The organism is Marivirga tractuosa (assembly GCF_042140215.1).
GTDB lineage: Bacteria > Bacteroidota > Bacteroidia > Cytophagales > Cyclobacteriaceae > Marivirga > Marivirga tractuosa_A.
The window spans coordinates 258,479-282,519 of the sequence record NZ_CP159478.1 but is presented as its reverse complement, the minus strand read 5'-3'; the positions used below and the strand labels follow the sequence as shown (position 1 = coordinate 282,519).

Below are 24,041 nucleotides of genomic sequence, written 5' to 3'. Positions count from 1 at the left end.
GGTCAAAAAAATAGCCCACAATTTCTTGTGAGCTATCCTTATAAAAATTATTAAGCTTTACATTCTTTCGTAAACCACTCTTAATTTTTCTTGATATTCTACTGCTTGTTCATTCATTCCGTATTGTCTCATTATTTGAACAATTTGGCTTAGGATTGCAATACTAATTTGTCTTTCCCTGCCCATATACATCAAATCATTATTTACCAGATAACGGAACTGCTCGAGGTTTTGCTCCCATAAAGTATTGATTACTTCATTGGCCTTTTCTTCATTTCCTGTTGCCAAATAAACTTGAATATAATCCAGCGCAGTCATATCAAAAGGAACTACTTCATTTGGTACTTTTTCTCTAATAAACTCAATTACCTCCAATGCTCTTTTTTCATCTCCTTCATTTACTAATGATTTTGCTAAGGCTGTATAAACTGAACGATGGTTCAAGAAGAAATTTCTATAATTCTCATTGTAATAAACATCAGGATCAGCTGTATTGGTAAAGTGGAAATTGTTCATCAAATTATTGTACATCACTTCCGTATTGACAAATTCCTGCTGCACATTTTCCCTTTCAATAGGTAACAATCTATAAGTTAAGCCTTCTTGAATCACATATTTCCTCAAATCCATTTTAATTCCATTCAATGAAGTGGTGTTAAAATAGATTGGGCGTTTCCAATCATTTTCATCCATGATATCCAATATCATCAAATCCTTTTTCTCCAAGCCGTTTCCTTTCACATTCCAAACCATTCTATCTACCAACATATCTTCTTTATCTTCAGGAATAATACCTAAACTTTTAACATGTTCAGTATCTATTTTAAGGCTTAATTTTTTAGACGGTAACATATTGTAACTTCCAACTGAAGTCGGAACTTCCAAGCTTTTATTGTTACTTCTAATTAAGCTTAAATATCTATCGATAGGAATAGCTCCAGATATCCCAGAGTTTTGCATGTAAGGCAAATAATCATTTTTACCTCCTTGTTCAACCTGTTTTTCATTTAATGTTAGAGGCAGTGGCTCCGAATCGTAGGAATTTTGTCGCATTTGATTAATGTACCAATCCGTATTAAAGTAGCTTAAAACAATTACCCTAACATCTGTCCTAAAACCTTCTACTTCCTGCACAAACCAAAGCGGGAATGTATCATTATCACCACCAGTGAATAAAATTGCATTTGGTTCGCATGAAGCAAGATAATTTCGGGCTGCATCCACCGAGAAATATCTTTCTGAACGATCGTGATCGTCCCAACCTTCTGAGGCCATAATTCCCGGCACTATCAAACAAATAACACCCGCCACAACACCTGCTACTTTAGGTTTTTTGATGGCTTTTTCCAATAAAGAAGCAACAGCCAATACTCCAAATCCTATCCAAAATGCAAATGCATAATAGGATCCTGCATATATATAATCTCTCTCTCGTGGTTCAGTTGCAGGCGAATTCAAATAAAGAATTAAAGCAATACCCGTTAAGAAAAAGAATAAGCCCACCACACTGAATCCTTTCAAATCCTTTTTGTAGTGGAAGAAAATTCCAATAAGACCTAAAATAAAAGGCAACATATAGAAATTATTCCGTGCCTTATTATCTTTCATGATTTCAGGCATTTCGCTAGTATCCTGAAACATGGTTTTCCAACCTGCTCCTTCAATATCGCTTTCCCTTCCTGCAAAATTCCACATTAAATAGCGGAAATACATATGCCCTAATTGATATCTAACTAAAAACAATAAGTTATCTCCAAACTTTGGCTTTTCATTTTGTCTTAAACCTGTCCACCTTCTATATTCTTCAGGATGACCAGGAGCCCCACTGTACATTCTTGGAAAAAATGTAGTTCTCTCAGGATCATGTTGAGTTGTTATTTTATAATCTGTGATTTCATATTCCTCTTCACCTTTGCTGTAGACTGCATCTCCTTTATCTTGTGAAACCACTTCAGCATCAAAGTACTGACCATGTATTAAAGGTCTTGAACCATATTGATCCCTATTTAAATAGGATAATAAAGTCATCACATTTTCAGGATTATTTTGATCAATTGGCGGGTTATAGTTTGACCTAATCATCACAATAAAGTATGATGAATAGCCTATTAAAATAAAAGTAAAGGCTAAAAGAAAAGTATGAAGTGTCACTTTCTCTTTTTTGATAGCATAATAAATTCCATAAGAAATTCCTCCTACAAGAATTAAAGCAAAAATTAAGGCTCCAAAACCAAATGGCAAGCCGATTGAATTGATAAAGAAAATTTCAAATTGACCAATCAAATTAGGTACCCCTAAAATGATGAATTGCCAAATAAAAATAAGAATCGCACTGCTGATTAAAAGTGTAAAGAAAATGCCTTTGAAAGTTACATTTTTATATTTTTTGAAATAGTAAATCAATCCCAATGCTGGTAGTGCCACAATATTTAATAAGTGAACACCAATGGATAAACCAATGATATAGGCTATTAAAATTAACCATCTGTTTTCGGTAGACTCATCTTCAATGACATCCCATTTCAACATAGCCCAAAATACTAAGGCAATTAAGAAAGAAGACATGGCATAAACTTCAGCCTCCACAGCTGACCACCAAAAGGAATCAGAAAAAGTAAAGGCTAAACTACCAATAGCTCCTGCTGCAATGATTTTTATAGTTTGAGCTGTGTCTGCTTCACCCACTTTAATCTTCATGATTTTATGAGAAAGCAAATTGATTGACCAAAACATAAAAAGTATGGTAAAACCACTACTTAGTGCCGAAACCAAGTTTACGGCAAAACCAACTGACTCTACATCACTGCTGGCAAACATGGAGAACATTCTTCCAATAAGTAAGAAAAATGGCGCTCCCGCAGGATGTGGAACTTGTAACTTATACGCACTGGCAATAAATTCTGCACAGTCCCAAAAGCTAGCTACAGGCTCTAAAGTGAAGATGTAAACGGCAGAAGCGATTAAGAAAATAATCCAGCCACTGATGTTATTAATCCTTTGGTATGACATCATAAATTTTTTGTTTTTTTATAACAGAGGCGAAAATAAGAAATTTCATGCTTTCGGACATCAGAACGTAGCAATTAATTCAGGATTATAGTATTTAGTGTTTATTTACAGACTGCTTAGGCTAGCGTAATTTAATTACTTTCTTATTTAAATTAAATAACATTCTTATTATATTTATACTATCAGTTAAATAAACAAATAGTATGACAGGAGGTATTGGCTTTAGTAGGCAAGGAAGTGACTCTTTTAAGCAAAACCGTGCTTTACGAAATAAAAGAAAAACAATAGGTGAAAACCCTTATTCTTCTAATAAATCAAAAATTAACATGAATAGAGGAAATTTCAATTTGAAGGAAATCCAAAGCTACAGGCTTCAAAATAGGAAAAAAGCGAAATTAACTAGTACAACAGTAATACTAATCTTTATTCTTATATCTATGATGATTATAATCTATTTGATTAATTAATTTTGTCTTCTGCCTATTTAAGATTTTTAAATTAAAGGCCTCAAGTATTCCCAAACTGTTTCAGCGACTATTTTATGCCCTTCTGGCGTTGGGTGGATTCCATCAGGTTGGTTAAGATCTTCTTCACCACCCACATCTTTTAATAAAAATGGAATTAGGTTCACCTTTTTATCCTCGGCAATTTTAGGAAATACCTTTTGAAATTCTTCTGCATAGGCTTGTCCCATATTGGGCGGAACCATCATACCTGCCAGCAAAATTTTTACTTCAGGATGGATGTCCTTTACTTTATCGATAATTGCTCTTAAATTTTTATTGGTTTCTTCTGGTTTAATACCTCTTAAACCATCATTTCCCCCTAATTCCAGAACAAATATTTCAACTGGCTGTCTTTTTACTACCCACTCAACTCGGGACAGACCGCTGGCCGTGGTTTCTCCACTCACTCCCGCATTGATTACATTATAGTCATAGCCTAAAGAATCCAATCTCTGCTGAATTAAGCCTGGAAAAGCTTCTTCTGCTTCCACTCCATATCCTGCTGTAAGGCTGTTGCCAAAGAAAATGATATTTTTCTTTTCCGATTCTTTTTCAACTACTGCTGGACTTTCCTTATTTTCAGTTTTCTTTTCGGACTTTTTACTATCCGTTCCACATGCCGTGAGTAGTAAAAAAAGTAATACTATGATTGAATTAAAATATATTTTCATCTTCTTATTAAATTGAAATGGAAACGCTTTCTTTTAAAAGTCTTAAATTACGCAAAATGTTACAAAATGATTGATTCTAGAACTATTCATCTGCTAATCCTATGTGCTTTTTTATTTTTTGGGTGTGATCACCAATCCAACCTACCCATTTCAAAAGATAATGAAATTCTGAAAGTAGCTGACGGCTTTGATTTTACAGAAGGTTCCAACCTCTGATAGTTTAGGTAATGTATATTTCACTGATCAGCCTAATAACCGAATTTATAAATATGACATTAAGAGAGAACTGAGTGCTTTCACCGATAGATCGGGTAGATCTAATGGATTATACATTGATGATCAGCAAAATCTTTGGGCTTGTGCCGATGGTAAAAATCAGCTTTGGAAGTTTTCTTTAGATGGAAATCGAGAAATTATTTTAAACCCTTCTGGAGATGTGAAGTTCAATGGGCCAAACGATGTTTGGGTTCACCAAAACGGAAATCTATATTTTACAGATCCAATTTATCAAAGACCGTATTGGGAAAACGAACATGATACGGTTGGCCACCAATCCATTTATTTACTAAAAGATGAAAAACCCATTTTATTGGATTCCACTCTGGTTCAAGCTAATGGCGTTGTGGGAAATTCTGAAGAAAGCTTATTATTTGTAGCTGACATTGGAGCCAATAAAACCTATCGCTACAACATAAATGAAAATGGAAAGCTTGAAGGTAAAACTCTTTTTATCGAGCAAGGCTCCGATGGAATGACCTTAGATTCAAATGGAAATTTATACTTAACTGGTAATGGTGTGGATGTTTATGACAGAGAAGGAAACTTTGTCCAGCACTTAGATATCCCAGAAGATTGGACAGCCAATATTTGTTTCGGAGGTGAAAATTTCGATCAATTATTTATAACCGCAACTAGCTCTTTGTACAGTGTAAAAACCAATGTGAAAGCCGTTCGTTGAAAAGGGTTTGCAGAATGAATCCCAAGCCATAGTTTTGCAAATATTTTTAACTTTTTCAAATTCTTAAGTATGACTTTTAGATTCGTAATTGTATCCATTTTTTTATTTTGCTTTACACCGACTTTTGCTCAGGATGAGCCTGATTTAGGCGCTTGGTATATGTATTTTGGAGGTGTAGAATTTGAGGAAAGTCAATTTGGAATTCATGCGGAAGCACAATATCGAAATCATAACATCATTGGTGACTTAGAGCAATTACTTTTAAGAACAGGATTACGTTATCATTTGAAGGATGGATCTGCAACTTTTACCTTAGGCTATGGAAACATTACTACCCAGTCGGTTGGCGTACCTAATAATACCTTTTATGAAAGCAGGATTTATCAAGAAGCTTTGTTAAAACAAGATGTAGCAATGGTTTCATTAAACCATAGGTTCAGATATGAGCAACGCTTTGTAGACGATCAAGATTTCAGAACCCGTTTACGTTATGCCTTATTCATCAACATCTCTTTGTCGGATAAAAAATTTAGCCCTGGTACTTTTTATATTCCTATTTACAATGAGGTTTTTATCAATGGCGAAAAAATGGGTAATATTGAATATTTTGATAGAAACCGATTGTATGGAGGATTAGGTTATGTCTGGAAAGATAATCTTAGAGTGCAACTAGGAATTATGGAACAAACTTTGAACAGTAATTATAGCAAAACACAATTGCAATTTTCTTTGCATCATAACTTTCAGTATTAAACCTTTTATCAATTTAACAGAATCTTAAAATGAAGAACTTAACCTTATCTCTACTCATCATTTCAATTCTCTTTTTTAATGCTTGCAAATCATCCCAGCAAAGAAAGGCCGAGGCAGAAGAAAAGTATGGATATATTCCTGATGAAGTAAGAAACCTAGAAACCATTAAAGTTTATGCAGAAAAATGGGGTATTCCAGAAGAATCATTATTCATAATGGATACTAAAAATTATAGCGATGAGATATATAGTTATGAAGACGACAATAAAAGGCTAACCCATGATTTATACCAATGGCACCAACTAATGGTTTTTGATCAATCGGATCGTTTGTTATCTTATCAATTAAATTGCACAACCAAAAGAATAGATGATAATTGGGAATGGAATTATGAGGGCACATTTGATCAATTTCCCCCTAAAGATAATTCCGTTAAGAAATATCAAAGAGAACTAAAGTTATCGAATATTTCACCTTATTTTAAAGACCTATCGAACAACACCCTCAATGAAAGAATAAATAAGGATGCTGAAATTTTCATTATTGTTTATTGGACAATTTATAATGGAAGACAGTCCAAAAACTTAATTGAAGAAGTATTAGAGTATAGAAAAAAACATGCTGACAAAAAAATTGAGATCGTTTTTTTAAATCAACCTTCTGGTTTCATTAAAGACGAAACGCTTTATTAATTTTATTTATATAATTATGATCTTTTCCTAATATTGAGATTTATTAGACTTGTAAGCTTTTCCGGTAAAACACAATAATCCCTACCGTCTATCTACTTTAATTTGTATTGATGTAATTCCAGCAACCAATTCCACATTATTGTGTTAAAATTGGGCAATAAGTCAATATTTCTATAAAGCGTCAATACAGCATGCATAAATTTTTATCGTCAGTCATTATTCTGATTGTTTTTTCAGTTGTAACTATTTCAGCTAAAGAGAAAGAAAAAAAGGCAATAAGGGAAATGGAAACCCAATTTGTTGAAGAACTTACACCCACTATTGATGGTGAATTAAATGACGAATTTTGGCAAAACGTAGAAGAAACGGAAGCCAACTTTATCACCTTCGTTCCTGAAAATGGTGCTCAATCCAATCAAAAAACATTTATCAAAACAGCTTACACTGATTTTGGAATATACATTTCTGCCAGAATGGAAGATAATAGCGGAGAAGCTGTTCGTCAGGAATTAGGAATCCGAGATGATGACAGTAGAAATGCAGACCAATTTGGAGTAATTCTCGATACTTATCAAAACGGACAAAATGCCTTTTACCTAAAGGTAAGTGCTGCAGGAGTACAAACTGATATTTTTATAAATAGGGGTAGAAATGACTATAACTGGGATGCGGTTTGGAAAAGCGAAGCAAAAATAACAGAAAATGGTTGGCAAGTTGAAATGGAAATTCCTTATTCTGCCATACGTTTTCCAAAAGAAGCCGACCAGGATTGGAATATCAATTTCATGCGGAAAATCCAAAGCAAAAACGAAACTGCTTATTGGAATTATGTGGATAATTCGGTTGACGGGTTAGTGAATCAATCTGGTGTATTAAAAGGATTAAATGGAATTAAGCCTCCTTTGAGATTGTCTGTTTCACCTTACATCACTACTTATTACAACAAGCGGGGTGATGATAGTGGAATGGACTTCACAGGTGGAATGGATTTGAAATACGGGTTAACGGAAAGTTTTACTTTGGACATGACTTTGATTCCAGATTTTGGACAAACGGTTTCTGATAATCTAGTCTATAATTTAGGCCCTTTTGAGGTTCAGTATGCAGAAAATCGTGCTTTTTTTACTGAAGGAACTGAGTTGTTTGACAAAGGTGGATTGTTTTATTCGCGTAGAGTAGGACAATCATTTGGCTCTGTCAATCTACAAGAATCAGATTCTTTACTTTCAAGACCCACCGAAGCTCCCTTATTAAATGCTTCCAAAATAACCGGGCGAACCAAAAGCGGATTAGGGGTTGGTTTCTTTAACGCCATCACTAACAGAACTTTTGCCGAGGTGTATGATAAGGAAACTAAGGATCAAAGATTAGAGCAAGTAGATGACCTGACAAACTTTAACGTAATGGTAGTGGATCAAAGTTTGAAGAACAATAGTAATATCAGTTTGATCAATACCAATGTTCAGCGTTTTGATGGAGAAAATAATGCTAATGTTATAGGGTCAGATTTTCGATTACGCGATAAAAGTAATACTTACCAAATCGATGGGTTTGGTGCTTATAACAATATTCAAAACCCTGATGGGTTTGTTGAAGATGGCTATAAATACAATGTTCGTTTGGCTAAAATAAGCGGAAAATATCAATATGAAATTGGTAGAAATGTTGAAAGCGATACTTATAACCCAAATGACATGGGCTTTTTGCGTAATCCAAATGAAATTACTCATTTTGCTTCGATTGGTTATAATCAATTTCAGCCGACCACTTTGTTTAATCAGTATAGAATCTGGGCTGGTGCTGACTACAGTGAACTTTATGAACCTAAAGTCTATCAAAATTTTTCAACTTGGACAGATTTTTGGGTGCAAACTAAAGATTTCCAGACTTTTTCTCTCAACTTTAATTATAGGCCTTCTAGAACATTCGATTATTTTGAACCTAGGGTAGAAGGAGCCAAGTATTTCAGAACTTGGAATTACAGCAGTAATTTTCAATATTCTTCTGACAGCAGAAAGGCTTTCATGAGTAATGTGTCAATAGGAATTTGGAATGCACCCGATAGAGAGCAATTTGATTATTGGATTAATTTTTCTCCTCGTTATAGACTCAATAATCAGTTTTCTATTAATTATAGTCTCAATTTCAATAAGCAATTTAGCTCTATTGGTTTTGCAGAACATTTAAAAAATGATAAAGGCAAAATTGAACAGGTTCTATTTGGGGAAAGGGATATTGATGTGATGTCCAATGTATTGGGAGTAAATTATACCATAAATAATAAAATGGGTTTTAATTTCCGATTGAGGCATTATTGGAATAAAATAGATTACTTTAATTATTTCAATTTAACAAATGAGGGGGATATTGAACCTATCGCATATTCTGGAAAAGATCTATCAACTGACACTTACGAAAAGCATGATACTAATTTTAATGTTTTTAATATTGATGCCGTTTATTCATGGCAAATTGCACCAGGTAGTTTTGTTAATGTAGTTTGGAAAGATGCCGTTCAAGAAGTGAACCAAATGGTGGACATGAATTTTTCTGATAATTTTAGAAATGTATTATCTACTGAACATCAACAAAACTTAAGTATCCGATTAATATATTTCTTAGATTATACCCAAATAAAAAGAGATTTAGCAATTAATAGGAGTTAGTAAATACTCCTATTTTCAATCTACAGATTATTTATGAAGGTAAACTTTAAACTTTGTGCCTTTTCCAATCTGACTCTCCACCTCAATTTTTCCGCCCAAAGCTTCTATTTGAGATTTTACAAGATATAAACCTAAGCCTTTTCCTTCTACATGGAAATGGAATCTTTTATACAAGCCGAATAGTTTCTGCCCATATCTTTCTAAATCTATTCCCATTCCATTGTCTTCTATTTCAATCACAATTTGTTCACTTTTAGAATAGGATCTGATTTTTAGAATTGGCTTTTTATTTTTTTGATGATATTTGATTGCATTGGAAATCAAATTGTACAATATACTTTCTATATAAAGGGGAAGCGATTTTATAATTTTTTCATCTCCCCAGTTTTCAATAATTTCTGTCTCAGTCCTTTCAATTTCATGCTTCAATATTTTTTGAACCTTTTCTGAGGATTTTTCTAAATCAACTTCTTCAAGAATTTTGCTCCCTGGTTTTTGAACCAATAAAATCCTTCCCATATCATCAATTACTTCATGCAGCTCTTTGGATGATTGAATCATCAAGCTGACAATCTTTTCTCGCTCTTCAGAATCAGTTTTATCAATTAAATTACCAAGTCCCATCAGCCTTGCTGTTGGTGCCCTAAGATTATGAGAAACTATATAGCCAAATTGTTCTAGCTTATTAATTTGGTCTACTAGCTCTAAATTTGTCTGTTTTAAATTTTCATTTTGTTTTGCCACTTCATCAATTAATTCTTCATTTCTTAACTCTAAAAGTTTTTGTTGTTTTTCAATGGTGGCTTTTGCACTGTTTAGGATTTCATTTTGCGAGGTAAGTTCTTCATTTTTCTCTTCAATTAACATCTGCTTTATACTCATCTCTTCATTATGAGACATAATAATATCGTTTTGAGAAGAAATTTCTTCATTTTGGGCTCTGATTTCCTCATTCTGAGCCAAGATTTCATCGGTTCTTTTTCTCACCAATCGATCCAATGTTTCATTCTGATTTTCTAAAATTGTTGCTTTATCAGATTCTACTTTTCTCAACTTGTTAGAAAGGGAAATACTTTTAATACTATATATCGCAGAATATAGTAAGGTTGGCATTGTTACTAAAAATAAAATGACTTGTAACCAAAATGAAGTTTGAATTGCCTCTTGAAAACTTTGATTTGCTTTCGCCTCAATTTCATTTTCGAAAGACTCCACCTTAGAAGAAAATCTAGTTGCTAATAGCCAAACTGGATAACCTCGGTCTTCCGCTACCAAAGCTTGTGCTTTCAAAAGATTGCTTAATTTAATTTCTTCAGCTATTTCTTTACCATATTTAAAATAAAAATCAACTGTATCCTTTAATACCTTAAACTCATCAAGTGGATAACCTTGACTTCTTAAAGTAGATTCCAAAAATTTAAAGGCTTTTTCTTTTCTAATTTCAGCACTATCTGCAGGGCTATGATACATTTCCTGATTTCCAGTTATGGCATATCCTCTTATTCCTACATCTAATAAATGCAATGTTTGAACTATTTCTTCTGCATTTATAATTACTTCTTGAGTAGTATTTAAAATCTTTTGATTGTTTGTTATTCTTTGACCATTTTGGCGAATCAAGAAAATATTTATCAGCATTAAAATGCCAATGATAGATACAATAATGTAAATTCTATTTCCCTTACTCGATTTCAAAATAGTGTTCGTTGTAAACAGTAAGAAAAATAGGTATAAAAAACCTAATTTTGAAATATACCTGCGTATTTAGTCATTCTTAAATTCTAAACATTCACTTTTTCCTCACGTTCAATTTTGAAATTCCTTTTAGATGAGAGATAAAATCTACACTTATTTTGATGTGTTGAATCAACATAGTATCATTTCCGCTACTAACCTTAAAGGGGAAATTAAATATGTAAATGACCAATTCTGTAAAATCTCAAAATATAATGAAGGGGAATTAATAGGTGCACCACATAGCATAGTGAATTCTGGCTATCATCATAGGGAGTATTTCAAAGATTTATGGAGAACAATAGGTAGAGGTAATGTCTGGCAAGGAAATATTTTAAACGAAGCAAAAGATGGTTCACAATATTGGGTAGCCACTACCATAGTACCCATCATTGAGAATAAGAGAGTGAAAGAGTACTTCTCAGTAAGGATTGAAAAGACTGAGGAAATGCGCCTAGAAAAAGAGAAGAGTTTTCAAGAAAGGAGATTCAGCCAATTATTTAACCATATCAGTGAAGGCGTAATAGTGATGAAAAAGATGCAGGATAAATTCATCATAACAGATTTCAATCATGGCGCTGAGAAATTAGATAAAAAAAATAAAGAAGAAGTGATAGGAAGAGAAGTAAGTCAGATTTATCCAGGGACAGATTCTGGTGGATTTACTTTTTATATAGAAGAAGCTTATCAAAAGGGACATGCTAGTTTCCCACTATTACGGTATCAAGATGAAAATATAGATTCATGGCGAAAGGGAGCGTTTTACAAATTACCGAATGATGAGGTGGTTTGTGTTTATCATGATATATCAGAACAAATCAATCAGCTGGAACAACTGAAAAAATATAATGAAAAGTTAGAGGAAGTTGCTTTCAAAGCTTCTCATGAAGTTCGTGCTCCTGTTGCAAGTATTTTAGGCCTAATGCAATTAATTGATTTTGATGACTTATCGGAAAATAATAAAACCGCTTTGGAATATATGAAAGATTCTGTTGGGCAACTAGATCACACTATTCGTGACATTGTGAAAGTGAGTTATGATACTGAAGAAGGAAAAGAGCTTTTTGCTAAATTATCTGATTTGAAAGAGCATTTTCATAACTCTTAATTTTCAATTTCATTATATCCAATTCGTAATAGGACATACGTCATTAGACCCTAAATTATTAAACCAATTATGGGATACATCTCCAAGTTATAGTTACCTTCTAAGAAGACGGCTTTGTAAATCATAACTAAAAAACCAACTGCTGACAATACTGCTGCAATTAAGCTTTCTATTCCAAAATAAATAGCTAAGCCCCCATTGACCCTTTTTTGTAATTTTTTAGAAATCTCTTAAGTACTTAAAAAAATGTTAAACTTATTTGCATTAAAACTGATATTATCATAAAGGCTACCAGTCCTAATCGCAAATCATAGTTTTTTACTTTATAAAAATATAAATACTGTAATAAAAAGACAAATGGAATGATAACACCAAATATTTTATAAACACTATACTGAGGGTTTAGCTCTTCTCCTGATTTGTGATGGATAGCTTTGATGCATGTGCCAAACAAAAGGCTGGTCTCTAAAGTATATTGATCCTTTCTATTTACTAAATCTTTTCTATCTACCTCAAATGACATTCTTTGGTTATCATCGAATATTACGGAATACTTATATCTTATCTCAAAATCAATCACGCTCTTTCTTGTAGAATTCATGGTATAATTAATTAATTCCCTTTCTTCTTTTAAAGTTGGAAGCAAGTAATCTAATGCAAGTAAAATATTGAAAGCTAAAACAGTTAATACAAATGGCTTTACTTTTCGCATCATCCACAAATACATCTCTTGCTTTTGTTGCGCTTGCTTCGCTTTCTTTCTGCGAAAATATTCTCTTTTTCTGCGAACATAATCATCTTGCGGTGGATAAAAAGTAGATTGTGTTGTTCTTTTTTGAGTTAGGTTTTCTGGGGGATCAGGATGCTTCTTTAAGAATCTATAAGCCGAATTGATCTCTTTGAATTTTTCTCCACCATCTAGTTGATAAACATCAGGATGATATTGCTTGGCTAATTTTCGATAGGCCTCCTTAATTTCTTCTGGTGAAGCACCTGTACTTAAGCCTAAAATAGAAATGGATTCTAAATAAGTTCTTTTTATTCTAGCCATTTGATCGAGCAATATAAAAGTAGCCTAAGCCTAAAGCAAAACCTATTCCGGTAAACAAAGAAATATTATTGAGAAAATAACCTATTAACATTCCTGCTAAAGTACTTAGTGCAATTTTAAAGAATGGATTTTGCCATATTCTTTTCATTTTTCCATCAACCTATAAACAGGATATCGTTTATGAGATTTTTCATAATGTTCAGAGCGCTTGAAAATCCAATCCAGCTGAGCATAATTATTTGATGCAAATACAGAATCGCTTTTTTGTTTTTCGTAAAATTCAGCTTGTTCTTCTGAAGGTAGATTTGCTAAAATTTCCTTGGCTTTAGGCTCAAAAACATATGCTGAAAAATTTTCCTTTTGTTGCAAAATGCTATCGAAAAAATTCCAGTTAAAAAATGAATCCTGAGCTTCTGGCTCTAATGTTTCTACCAAATATCTTTTCCCCTTTTGTTGAGTATCAATTAAATAATCACCTTTTCGAAATGCAATTTTCTGAGTTGAACTTTTCACTTTAGTATTATAATGCAAGTAATGTCCTTCATACGGATTTGAAACTGTTTTAAAATTTTCAATATGATAAACCTCAACTGAAATCACAGTATCCTTTTTCAATGCTTCCATTTTCACACCATTTGCTTTCAGTCTATTGATCACTTCAAACCATCCTTGTGGAATAACATAATAATCAGGTACACGAACTGATTTTTCTACTTTATAATGATTATAGAAAGGGACATCCTTTTCAAATGTATTCTTTCTGTCATATTTCAATAATGGGGTTTTCGTCAGCTCACTTTCAGGTTTGCTGGTTTCAAAACCCTCCAAAGTAATCATTTTAAATTCCTCCTTATCATTTTTCCAAATAATAGGCAATGAATCAGATTCTAACATCTGCTCTCTATCTTCTGCTTTTAATTTTTGAATTTTAGCGCCTTCTTGAGCGGTAAGTTCTGAAGCAATGTTTAAAAAATCATAAATATTCTCCACTCTGCTTTTGTAATCTTTCCACATATGGTCTTCGGTCATAAAACCAAAAGTTTGAAATAATGTGGTATAACCTGTTGAATATCTTGGTGCATCCCAAAATTGAGTCCAACCATTTTCAGGTGTAGTTCCGTGCACATTTACATACTCAATTGGGTTTCTTCCCTTTGCTTCCATCTGCTCAAAAATCATGGGCTCAAATTCTTCTTCCAGATATTGTCCTAGTTTGCCACCCAATTTATTATGCTGAGTAGTTAAAACCGTCACTACATGCTGATGATCGGAACCATTGGTCACGTGGGTATCTATAAAAACATCAGGATCGAGTTGATGGAAAATTTCTGCAAAAGCAAATGCATTTTTAGAATCCATTTTGATAAAATCCCTATTCAAATCATAATTTTGTGCATTGCCCCTGAAGCCATATGATTCTGGCCCATTTTGATTTGTTCGGGTAGTGCTATTTCTGTTGAGTGCTCCACCAATATTGTAAAACGGAATCACCGCCACAATCACACTATCCAAAAAAGAATATTGGGAAATATTTTGTGCCCAATTTCTCAACATCATCATAGATGCATCTATTCCATCTGATTCGCCTGGATGAATGCCATTGTTGATGAATAGAATCGGTTTTCCCGAATTTTGTAATTCATTAAAACGAAATCTTTCCCCCTTATTAAAAACTACCAAGTGCAAAGGCTCGCCACTATCCGTTTTGCCCATTTCCTGCATATCAATCTGAGGAAATTGCTGAGCTAATTTTTTATAAAAATTAATTCCCTCCTGATAAGTAGCAGTCTCTTTTCCATTTGATTTTTCAAATGCTGTCATTAATTTCTGAGCATTCGAAAAAACGGAACTAAAAATAAATAAGATGAATATTAATGCACGCTTCATATTGAATATTTTGAGTTGAAATTTAAAATTACAAAATCAGAATTGATTAGTCTTAATTTGTCACAGTTCATTTTCATCACTAATCCGTGTGTTTAACTTCGAATTCTATCAAGTTTAACTTTGGAGCTTATATTTCACTGAAATCCTGAAAAATAACTAAAGTTATTTTCTTTTGTGTTCTCTTGTTTCTTTCCCAATCAATACGGGACAAGTCGTAGTGGATATTTGCTACCGTTGGTATAGATTAACAAACTTTAGTTTTTAACCACAAAAGATTCAAAAGAAAACAAAAGGTTTTTCGCTAAAGCGAAAAATAAGATAGCAGGAGTAAATCAACTTGAAGAAAATAAAAGAAAGTTTACCTTCTTCCTCCCCTATTTCCGTTTTTCTTTCTGTTGGCAAAAAACTCTTGTTTTCTCCGTTGTTTTTCTTTTTCAAATTCCTTCTTCTCAGCTGTGGTCATAGGCTTATCCGTTTGAGGAAATGGATTTTCATTCACAACCGGAATTTTTTGCTTGATTAACTTTTCGATGTCTCTTAAATAATCGTTTTCTTCTGGTTCGCAAAGTGAAATGGATACACCAGCTTCGCCTGCCCTACCTGATCGGCCAATTCTGTGTACATAAGTTTCCGCCACATTCGGGATGTCAAAATTGATCACATACTGTAATTTATCAATATCAATTCCACGGGCTGCAATATCAGTTGCCACTAAAACTCGAATTTCTTTATCTTTAAATTGATTCAGTGCTTTTTGTCTTTGATTTTGGGCTTTGTCTCCGTGAATAGCAGCCGCAGAAATATTTTTCTTTTTCAGTTCTTTTACAATTCGATCTGCACCATGTTTAGTTCTATCAAAAAGTAAAACCTGATCCATTTTAGGATCTTTCAAAATGTGCAATAATAAATCTTTCTTGGTCGATTTATTGGTGTAATATAAATATTGCTGAATAGTTTGCGCTGTAGAAGAAACTGGAGTTACGGCTATTTTCTTCGGGTTATTTAATATTTTTCTTGAAAGTTCCACTATGGTATCAGGCATAGTAGCCGAGAAAAATAATGACTGTCTCTTTTGTGGCAAAACCGCAATCACTTTTCTGATATCATGAATGAAACCCATATCCAACATTCTATCGGCTTCATCTAAAACAAAATATTGAATATCTTTTAAATTGATAAAACCTTGATTCATTAAATCCAGCAATCTTCCCGGAGTTGCAATCAATACATCTACTCCATTTCTAATGGCCGTGGTTTGCTTATTTTGATTTACCCCGCCAAAAATTACAGTATTTCTGATGGAAGTATATTTTCCATATGTTGAAAAACTTTCTCCTATTTGAATTGCTAATTCACGGGTGGGAGTTAAAATTAATGATTTGATATTTTTTGAATTTGCTTTTTCATTTTCAAGATGCTGCAAAATAGGAATTGCAAAAGCTGCTGTTTTTCCTGTGCCTGTTTGCGCACTGGCCATAATGTCATTCTTATCTAACAAAAGCGGAATGGCTTGTTCTTGAATGGAAGTGGGTTCTGTATAATTTTCTTGTTTTAGCGCTCTTAAGATAGGCGCAATAATATTAAGTTCTTCGAATCGCATATTTAGGATTTAATTGTTCCTATCAACGCATAAACGAAAAGGAACTCTAGGTGTGAAAAATTAAAAATCAAAGGTAGTCAAATAGAATGCATTAATGGTAGAATGGGTATTTTAATTTTTCTGTAGAAAAGTTAATTAACAAAATCACCTCTAAGGTTTCGGAATCGTTTTCTGGCTTCTGCTACGAATATGCTTCCTGGATAATCCGTCAACAATTGTTGATAATATTCTTTTGCTTTTTCATTATCCTGAATTAATTCTTCAAAAATTAATGCCATTTCAAAAAGTGCATCATCTGTTAAAATATCATAAGGCATATCAAACACTATTCTTTTTAATAGTTTTATTGCCTCTTCATACTCACCCGTTTCTTTATTTCTTTTTGCTTTGAGCCAAAGTAACTCATCCAATATCGGGTGTTCTTTATATTCCAAAATTAAACTATCTAGTATATTTTGAGCATCTTGATATTTATTCTGATAAAGCAAGAGGTCAACATCAGCATAGGCGCGAAGCGCCTTTTGCGTACTATCCAAAATGGTATTGTTTTTAATTAAAATACTCAAATCCATTGCATCATTTGCTATTTCTCTTCTCGTTGCATTTTTTAAAATATCTAGATGTTCTTGTGCTAATTCAAATTCTCCTTTGTAAAAGGAAAGCTTTGCATTTTTCAATTTAGCCGTTTCTCCTAAATTTTCATTTTTGTGGCTTTTTTCAACTTGATAATAAAGTAAAACGGATTCCCAGGGTTGTTCAATAATTACATAAATATCACCTAAGTTAAGTTTAGCTAATCCAATTATTTTATCCTCTGCATTGGGAAAATTTATTATATCTTTCAGCATATCTGTAGCTTTTTCATGCTCTTCAAGATAAAACGCATGGAGCATTGCTTGTTGTCGATAAGCATCTAAAGTATAATGAGAAAGTCCTATCTCGTCTATTAATTTTTTATAAGACACTACCAAGTTTCTAATTGCAGAAGTATCTACAGGAAAATGATTTTTAACTTTTATTTCCTGAGTTGTAATCTTTAATTGTTTTGCTTTTATATAATTTCTTGAATTTGGATAATTATCCACGATATAAGAAAAAATCATTTCAGCTACATCATAATCTTCATTTTCAAAAGCAAGCTCACCAATTTCTAAACTATTCTTTCCTTCAAGTTGATTTCTTTTATCAATTGCTCTAGCCTGCACAAAGGCTCCATAAAAATTTTCTAATTGCAAATTGGCCCAAATCAAAAGATCTGCATACATATCTTTCTCATTGCCCTTCTGCATTTTCTCCATTATTTTTTCCACAAAGGATTGAAGTTCATCTTCCTCGGTTAAGGATAATTGAAGCATATTTTTTACATATCGTAAATTGCCTGGTCTTTCAATAGCATATTTCAAATATTCATCCACCATTTTATCCTTTTGGTTTGTATATCTATATAAAGTAGCTAATTGTATGGCAAATGCATTAGGGTCTCTCATTATTTCACGAGCGGATAAGTATAATCGCTCTGCATATTCACGATGCTGCTTATTGATAAAAAATTGAGCTGCCGATCTTAGATTACCTAAATTTTCAAGGACTTGATCTTCAATTTGACTATACGCTTTTTCTGCTTTTGTACTATCATTTGTGGTGATGTAAAAATCCACAAAATCTACTTGATAACTTATGTTATTTGGATAATTTTTATTTACTGATTTTAAATATTTTTCTGCTTCTTTATTGTATTGTTTCGCATATAATATCTCAAGGTAATTATTGTGGATAAATGAAATATTTTGAGGAGAGTCAGCCAGTTCTCGATAAACTGAAATTGCTTTGTCATATTCTCCTTCCTGATAATAAGCATTAGCCAAACTAATTTTTTGGTTCGATTGACCAAAGCAAAAGATTGTTGTCAAAAATAAATATGTAAATAAGTAATATTTCATTTTTCTTAGCTCTTTAACTTTCTCCTCTTTTCCACACACATAATATTATATTATTTAATTATATATAAACTATTATCTATTGTTAAAGCTGTTGATATGTGGATAAATAAGCTTTATAAATAATTAGTTTCATAATTGATCATTAAATGTATATAAGTTTATCTATTATCAACTTTTAAACTATTGAACTTTAATTAATTAACATTTTTTACTTTTTTTGTGCATAAGATTTCAGCTGATGAAGTGGATATTTTATGTGTGGATTAAGTTGTCGATAGATTGGACTTTTGCTCACTTATTAGAGTGCTTTGTTCACATCCATCAATAATCTAAATTGATTTGTTTATAAATGTTTATAAGTCCTCATCTTCTTCACCATTATCCACCTCATTATCCACACTGAAATTAAAGTTTTTATCTATCACTTCCCAGTTTGCTTTAACTGTAATAAGCTCATTTAGATATATATATTCTTCCTCTGGCTCCAGTAAAAACGGGTCACCCGCATCCCACTTTTGATTTGAATTTTCGTCTTTCAATAATCTTAATCTATAATCTCCCGGATCTACATAATTAAATTGAAATTCTTTTTCATTAATTAAAGTATCTATAACCTCATATTTGTCATTTAGTAATTCTATAACAAAGGGAAAGGCTGGATCAATCACTTTTCCTTTAATGATTCCATAGTTTTCTGCTTTCATAAAACTAAATGAAATACTCGTAGCTTTTGTTGAATCTTTTTCTATTCCCAAAAAGGCTGCTTTACCTAAGTATAGTTGAAGTTTCATTGAGCCATTCTGTGAAGATGTTCCACTCCTTGAATCTCTACCGATCGTTGGATTTGGTTCTTCTAATTCATTATCCTGAGTTTTGATTGAATCAGAAACAGTAGTACTATCGGTTCTATTATTTTTTAAACTATCGGTACTTAGCTTACTTTTTAGCTCAGATAGACTATCAGTTATATTTTGTATTTCGTCCTTATCAATTAGTGAATTGATTTTGATTTGTTTTCTATTTTTTGATAATACTAAATCTTCATCTGTAAATTTATAAATAGGAATTGTATCGATCCTAAGTTCTATTGAATCATAATTTATTGTATGAACTGGCTTTGAAAATTCAATATTAAATTCTTGGTTGCCTGACGTTATTTTTGCGTTTGGTTTGCCAGTTATCTGAATACTGTCGTTTGATAATCTACTTTCTCTTAATTTGAAATATACAGAATTACTTCTTTCATTACCAATCGAATCTGAAACATTAACAATTAGTAAAGTTGAGTCTGTATCATATCCGTGTTTTGGAAAGTTTTCCTTATAGATTTTTAAATGTTTTGATTTTTCTATGTCGTTAGCATAAATAAATTGATTGGAATCTTTCGGGTTTAATATAGAATAACTCTGTAAACCTTTGTTATATTGAATTGTAAAATCTTTACCAACTGGACTAAACTTTTTTAGTTTCAAAGTATCTTCATTTCTACTATAGGTATTCATATTGATATTACCAATACTGTCATATAATTCAATTACTTCAGAGTGAAATCCAAAAGGTTCTGATTGGGGGTTATTTATTAAATTATCATTACTATCTTTAAAGGTGTACAGTTTATAACTTCCAGCCTTGAGGTTTTCCATTTTATAGTTTCCCTCTTTATCTGTTGTGGTGAAGTATACGGGTTTACCTTGCCTCATATTAGCAGTATCATATTCATTAGAGTATAAGCCTACTAGAAAACCTTCTTGTTTTGAATTATTTTTAATATCTAATACAGTACCTGATACTTCTAGTGAATCAAGGAATGGTCCCGTGCTAAAGGCAATTATTGGATCTTCCCATAAATTTCCTTCAGTTATATCTTTTAGAGCTTTTCTAAAATTAAATGTATAGGTTGTTGAATCTTTTAATTTTTCTTCTAGTGTAATGATTAATTCTTGTTTTTTGAGTGAAGCTTCAAATTCTATATCCTCTCTAGGAGTAATGATCAATTCATTGTCAAGTTGTTCCAGTTTCATCCACTCATTAAAAAACAATTTAATTTCTTTGCCTTTAAAATTTATGGATTGGTTTTTAGGATTGGACTCGTATAGAACAGGTGCTTTTTCATCTTTCTCCCCTCCTGTAGGACTTTGAACAGTAGCACAAGCATAAATTATTATTATAATAGATAAAGATAAAAGCTTTCTAATCATTTTTTGATAACGTATATAAGACTTGAGTAATTATTCTTGTTAGAACTTGCATAACTGTTTGATTTATAGCCAGTTAAGAATGATTTTAGGAATTTATTTTTATTGAATTTGTATTTGTTGCTTAATAGGCTAATATAATATGCATCCAATTTCATTGGGTATACTTTCTTAATTTTAAGACCATGCTTGAGCATGAGTGTCTTCATAGTCTCTTGGCTAAAATGATAGAGGTGGCGTGGTACATCATAAGCTGCCCAATCTTCTTTAAAAACTCCTTGTTCGTAGCTTTCAATATTAGGGACAGCTATTACGATTTTACCTTTTTCTTTTAATATTGTCTTAAGAACTTTAATGGTATCATTTATATTGTGTATGTGTTCTAATACATGCCACAATGTAATAATATCAAACTTCTTATTCTTAAGATTTAATTCTTCTAAACTTTCTTTTACTTTTGATTTAGTATTTGCAATTTTTCTTGCCTGTTCATTTGGTTCTAATCCATAGGTTTTCCAACCATTTTCTTTCATGGTTTCAAGAAAATAACCAGTACCACATCCATAGTCAAGAAGTCTTCCTTTCTTTTCTTTTGCCACAGAATTTATCAACTTTCTTTTTGAGGCTAGGGCGTATTTTCTCGCTAGTTTATATATAAAATTAATAGGAGAATTTGCTTTATCTGAATGCGAGATATATTCTTCTGACTGATAGTATTTCCCTATTTCTTCTTCACTAGGTCTTGGGTTTGTAAATTGGAAATTACAATTATCACAAAGCATTATATTAAAGCTTTCCTGACTAACGGAATGATCTTTAACAACTAGATGATTTTTTAAATTCGAAGCACTACAAACGGGGCATTCGTTAAGTTTTTCGTACATATTTACCTTCCTAAATAAACCATTAAAATTGAAATATCTGCTGGAGTTACTCCGCTAATCCTTGATGCTTGTCCTAATGTCTGTGGCCTAACCTTTCTGAATTTTTCTTTAGCTTCAGCTGATAAAGCAGGAATTTGATCAAAATCTAGTGAATCCTTGATTTTTAAATCTTCCAGGTTTTTCATCTTTTCAATCAATTGATTTTCCTTTTCAATATAGCTTTCATATTTGATATGAATTTCTGAAGCTTCGATTACTTCTTTACTATATCCATTTATAATTTGATTTAATTCAGTTTCTATTTGTTGTAATTCCTTAAAGCTAATTTCAGGCCTCTTTAAAATGCTATATGCAGTTGCCTTCTCTTTAATAGGGGATGAATTAACATTTGCTAGATTTTCATTGACACTATTAGGCTTAACTTTATGAGACTTTAAGTTTTCAATAAAGGCGTCAATATGGGATTGTTTTTCTTCAACATACTTCATTCTCTCATCAGAAGCTAAACCAATTAGATGTCCTAGAGGTGTTAATCTAACATCTGCATTATCTTGTCTTAATAGGATTCTATGTTCAGCTCTGGAAGTAAACATTCTGTAAGGTTCGTCTGTACCTTTGTTAATTAAGTCATCAATCAATACTCCTATATAAGCTTCGGATCTACTTAGTATAAATGGATCTTTATCATTGATCTTTAGATGTGCATTTATGCCAGCCATTAATCCCTGGCAAGCTGCTTCCTCGTATCCTGTAGTTCCGTTTATTTGTCCTGCGAAATAAAGGTTCTCCACTAATTTTGTTTCTAATGTAGTTTTTAATTGAGTTGGAGGAAAGAAGTCATATTCAATCGCATAACCAGGACGGAACATTTTAACATCCTTAAACCCTTCAATTTCTCTTATGGCTTTATATTGGATATCTTCTGGTAATGAAGTAGAAAATCCATTAACATAAACTTCTACTGTATCCCAACCTTCAGGCTCAACAAATATTTGATGTCTATTTCTTTCTGCAAATCGATTAATCTTATCTTCTATAGATGGACAGTATCTTGGGCCTAAACCTTGAATTCTACCATTAAACATGGGCGATCTTTCAAATCCTTCTTCCAAAATCTCGTGAACGAGAGGATTTGTATAGGTAATGTGACAGCTTCTTTGTCTATCAAGCACTTTAGTTTCTTTTGTAAAAGAGAATTTTTCAGGTTGTTCATCTCCTTTTTGTTCTTCTATTTTAGAGTAGTCAATCGTTCTACCATCCACTCTTGGAGGTGTACCTGTCTTCATTCTTCCAGATTCAAAGCCTAGGTCTTCTAATTGTTCAGTTATACCTTTAGAAGCTCTTTCTGCTGATCTACCCCCACCAAACTGTTTTTCACCTATATGTATCAAGCCATTTAGGAATGTACCATTAGTTAAGACAACAGCCTTTGCTTTTATCTTTAAACCCATACTGGTTTCAATTCCTACTACCTTATGATCTTCTACAATGATACCAGAGACCATTTCCTGCCAAAAGTCAACATTTGGGATTCTTTCTAATTGTAATCTCCACTCTTCCGCAAAGCGCATTCTATCATTTTGTGTCCTAGGAGACCACATTGCAGGGCCTTTTGATTTATTGAGCATTCTAAATTGAATCATGGATTTATCGGCAATGATTCCAGAATATCCGCCTAAAGCATCTATTTCTCTTACAATTTGCCCTTTAGCTACCCCACCTACTGCGGGGTTGCATGACATTTGCGCAATAGTGTTCATATTCATTGTAGCGAGTAATACTTTCGAACCCATATTTGCTGCAGCAGCTGCTGCTTCGCAACCGGCATGACCCCCTCCTACTACAATTAAATCGTAATCTTGAAACATATCAATATTATTATGAAAAGTGTTCCACGTGGAACACCTGTTTTCTAATTTTAGTTTACTTTGAAGTGTTCCACGTGGAACACCTTACTATCTATAATAATTCTAGCGCTTGATCTTCCGCTAATCTCATTTCTTTTTGTTCTGAATCCGTTTTATCCTTGAATCCTACAAGGTGTAGCAATCCATGTGCCATAACTCTGCTCAGCTCCTCTGTCCAGAGGGAATTTAATTTAGCTGCATTTTCCTTTACTCTTTCCAGGCTAATAAATATATCAGACTCTATTTCTTTATTTTCGGATTCTTCTCCTAAATCAAAGGTGATGATATCAGTATAAGTATCATGATTTAAATAATCCAAATTGATTTTATGTAAATATTTATCAGAGCAAAATATGTAATTCAGCTCTAGTATTTCATAACTGTAGAGGTTTGCTAGCTTCTTAAGCCAAGCCTTATACTTTTTTAGCTTTCTTAAATCTATCTGACAATCCTCTTTAAAAAAGTATATTTCACTCATTA

Annotated in this window: 16 protein-coding genes and 1 pseudogene; 5 read left to right on the top strand and 12 right to left on the bottom strand. The window is 32.6% G+C overall.

The window, feature by feature from the left end:
• Nucleotides 1–57 precede the first annotated feature (57 nt).
• Nucleotides 58–3,012, bottom strand: coding sequence for a DUF2723 domain-containing protein (locus tag ABWH96_RS01190; protein WP_375579722.1), 2,955 nt, complete (start codon nucleotides 3,010–3,012; stop codon nucleotides 58–60).
• A 490-nt stretch (nucleotides 3,013–3,502) separates the two neighbouring features.
• The gene (locus ABWH96_RS01185) at nucleotides 3,503–4,186 is read right to left on the bottom strand and encodes an arylesterase (RefSeq protein WP_375579721.1); all 684 of its coding nucleotides are present in this window, start codon (nucleotides 4,184–4,186) and stop codon (nucleotides 3,503–3,505) included.
• A 187-nt stretch (nucleotides 4,187–4,373) separates the two neighbouring features.
• Here ABWH96_RS01185 and ABWH96_RS01180 point away from each other — a divergent pair, with 187 nt between their 5' ends.
• The 4 genes from ABWH96_RS01180 to ABWH96_RS01165 all read left to right on the top strand — a co-directional run bounded on the left by ABWH96_RS01180 (nucleotide 4,374) and on the right by ABWH96_RS01165 (nucleotide 9,255).
• A complete protein-coding gene (locus ABWH96_RS01180; protein WP_375579720.1) occupies nucleotides 4,374–5,144 on the top strand; it encodes an SMP-30/gluconolactonase/LRE family protein in 771 nt (256 codons plus the stop codon).
• A 69-nt stretch (nucleotides 5,145–5,213) separates the two neighbouring features.
• A complete protein-coding gene (locus tag ABWH96_RS01175) occupies nucleotides 5,214–5,897 on the top strand; it encodes a DUF2490 domain-containing protein (RefSeq protein ID WP_375579719.1) in 684 nt (227 codons plus the stop codon).
• A gap of 29 nt (nucleotides 5,898–5,926) precedes the next feature.
• A complete protein-coding gene (locus tag ABWH96_RS01170) occupies nucleotides 5,927–6,589 on the top strand; it encodes a hypothetical protein (protein WP_375579718.1) in 663 nt (220 codons plus the stop codon).
• A 191-nt stretch (nucleotides 6,590–6,780) separates the two neighbouring features.
• Nucleotides 6,781–9,255 carry a DUF5916 domain-containing protein gene (locus ABWH96_RS01165; protein ID WP_375579717.1) on the top strand — a complete coding sequence of 825 codons (2,475 nt, stop codon included), beginning with the start codon at nucleotides 6,781–6,783 and terminating at the stop codon, nucleotides 9,253–9,255.
• Nucleotides 9,256–9,282: 27 nt separating this feature from the next.
• Here ABWH96_RS01165 and ABWH96_RS01160 read toward each other — a convergent pair whose 3' ends face one another.
• Nucleotides 9,283–10,950, bottom strand: coding sequence for an ATP-binding protein (locus ABWH96_RS01160; RefSeq protein WP_375579716.1), 1,668 nt, complete (start codon nucleotides 10,948–10,950; stop codon nucleotides 9,283–9,285).
• Between the two features lie 133 nt (nucleotides 10,951–11,083).
• Between ABWH96_RS01160 and ABWH96_RS01155 the strand changes: the two genes are divergently transcribed.
• On the top strand, nucleotides 11,084–12,097 hold the full coding sequence (locus ABWH96_RS01155) for a PAS domain-containing protein (RefSeq protein ID WP_375579715.1): 1,014 nt from the start codon (nucleotides 11,084–11,086) through the stop codon (nucleotides 12,095–12,097).
• An 871-nt stretch (nucleotides 12,098–12,968) separates the two neighbouring features.
• Here the strand turns inward: ABWH96_RS01155 and ABWH96_RS01150 are convergent.
• From ABWH96_RS01150 to ybeY, 9 genes and pseudogenes are all read right to left on the bottom strand, one after another.
• Nucleotides 12,969–13,148 (bottom strand): annotated as a pseudogene (locus ABWH96_RS01150) (DnaJ domain-containing protein); the annotation flags it as partial.
• Complete coding sequence (locus tag ABWH96_RS01145) at nucleotides 13,141–13,296, bottom strand: hypothetical protein (protein WP_375579714.1); 156 nt, start codon at nucleotides 13,294–13,296, stop codon at nucleotides 13,141–13,143. The gene ABWH96_RS01145 and the pseudogene ABWH96_RS01150, both read right to left, overlap by 8 nt.
• On the bottom strand, nucleotides 13,293–15,035 hold the full coding sequence (locus ABWH96_RS01140; protein WP_375579713.1) for a M14 family metallopeptidase: 1,743 nt from the start codon (nucleotides 15,033–15,035) through the stop codon (nucleotides 13,293–13,295). The genes ABWH96_RS01145 and ABWH96_RS01140 overlap by 4 nt, the downstream gene beginning before the upstream one ends.
• A gap of 358 nt (nucleotides 15,036–15,393) precedes the next feature.
• Nucleotides 15,394–16,635: a DEAD/DEAH box helicase gene (locus ABWH96_RS01135; RefSeq protein ID WP_375579712.1), complete on the bottom strand. Its 1,242-nt coding sequence runs from the start codon at nucleotides 16,633–16,635 to the stop codon at nucleotides 15,394–15,396.
• 131 nt (nucleotides 16,636–16,766) lie between these two features.
• Entirely contained in the window at nucleotides 16,767–18,575 is a 1,809-nt protein-coding gene (locus ABWH96_RS01130) for a tetratricopeptide repeat protein (protein ID WP_375579711.1), read from the bottom strand.
• A gap of 353 nt (nucleotides 18,576–18,928) precedes the next feature.
• A complete protein-coding gene (locus tag ABWH96_RS01125; RefSeq protein WP_375579710.1) occupies nucleotides 18,929–20,773 on the bottom strand; it encodes an Ig-like domain-containing domain in 1,845 nt (614 codons plus the stop codon).
• Nucleotides 20,770–21,654, bottom strand: coding sequence for a class I SAM-dependent methyltransferase (locus ABWH96_RS01120; RefSeq protein WP_375579709.1), 885 nt, complete (start codon nucleotides 21,652–21,654; stop codon nucleotides 20,770–20,772). Before ABWH96_RS01120 ends, ABWH96_RS01125 begins: the two co-directional genes overlap by 4 nt.
• A gap of 2 nt (nucleotides 21,655–21,656) precedes the next feature.
• Nucleotides 21,657–23,522: a tRNA uridine-5-carboxymethylaminomethyl(34) synthesis enzyme MnmG gene (gene mnmG, locus ABWH96_RS01115; protein WP_375579708.1), complete on the bottom strand. Its 1,866-nt coding sequence runs from the start codon at nucleotides 23,520–23,522 to the stop codon at nucleotides 21,657–21,659.
• Nucleotides 23,523–23,613: 91 nt separating this feature from the next.
• Nucleotides 23,614–24,039: an rRNA maturation RNase YbeY gene (gene ybeY, locus ABWH96_RS01110; protein ID WP_375579707.1), complete on the bottom strand. Its 426-nt coding sequence runs from the start codon at nucleotides 24,037–24,039 to the stop codon at nucleotides 23,614–23,616.
• Nucleotides 24,040–24,041 lie beyond the last annotated feature (2 nt).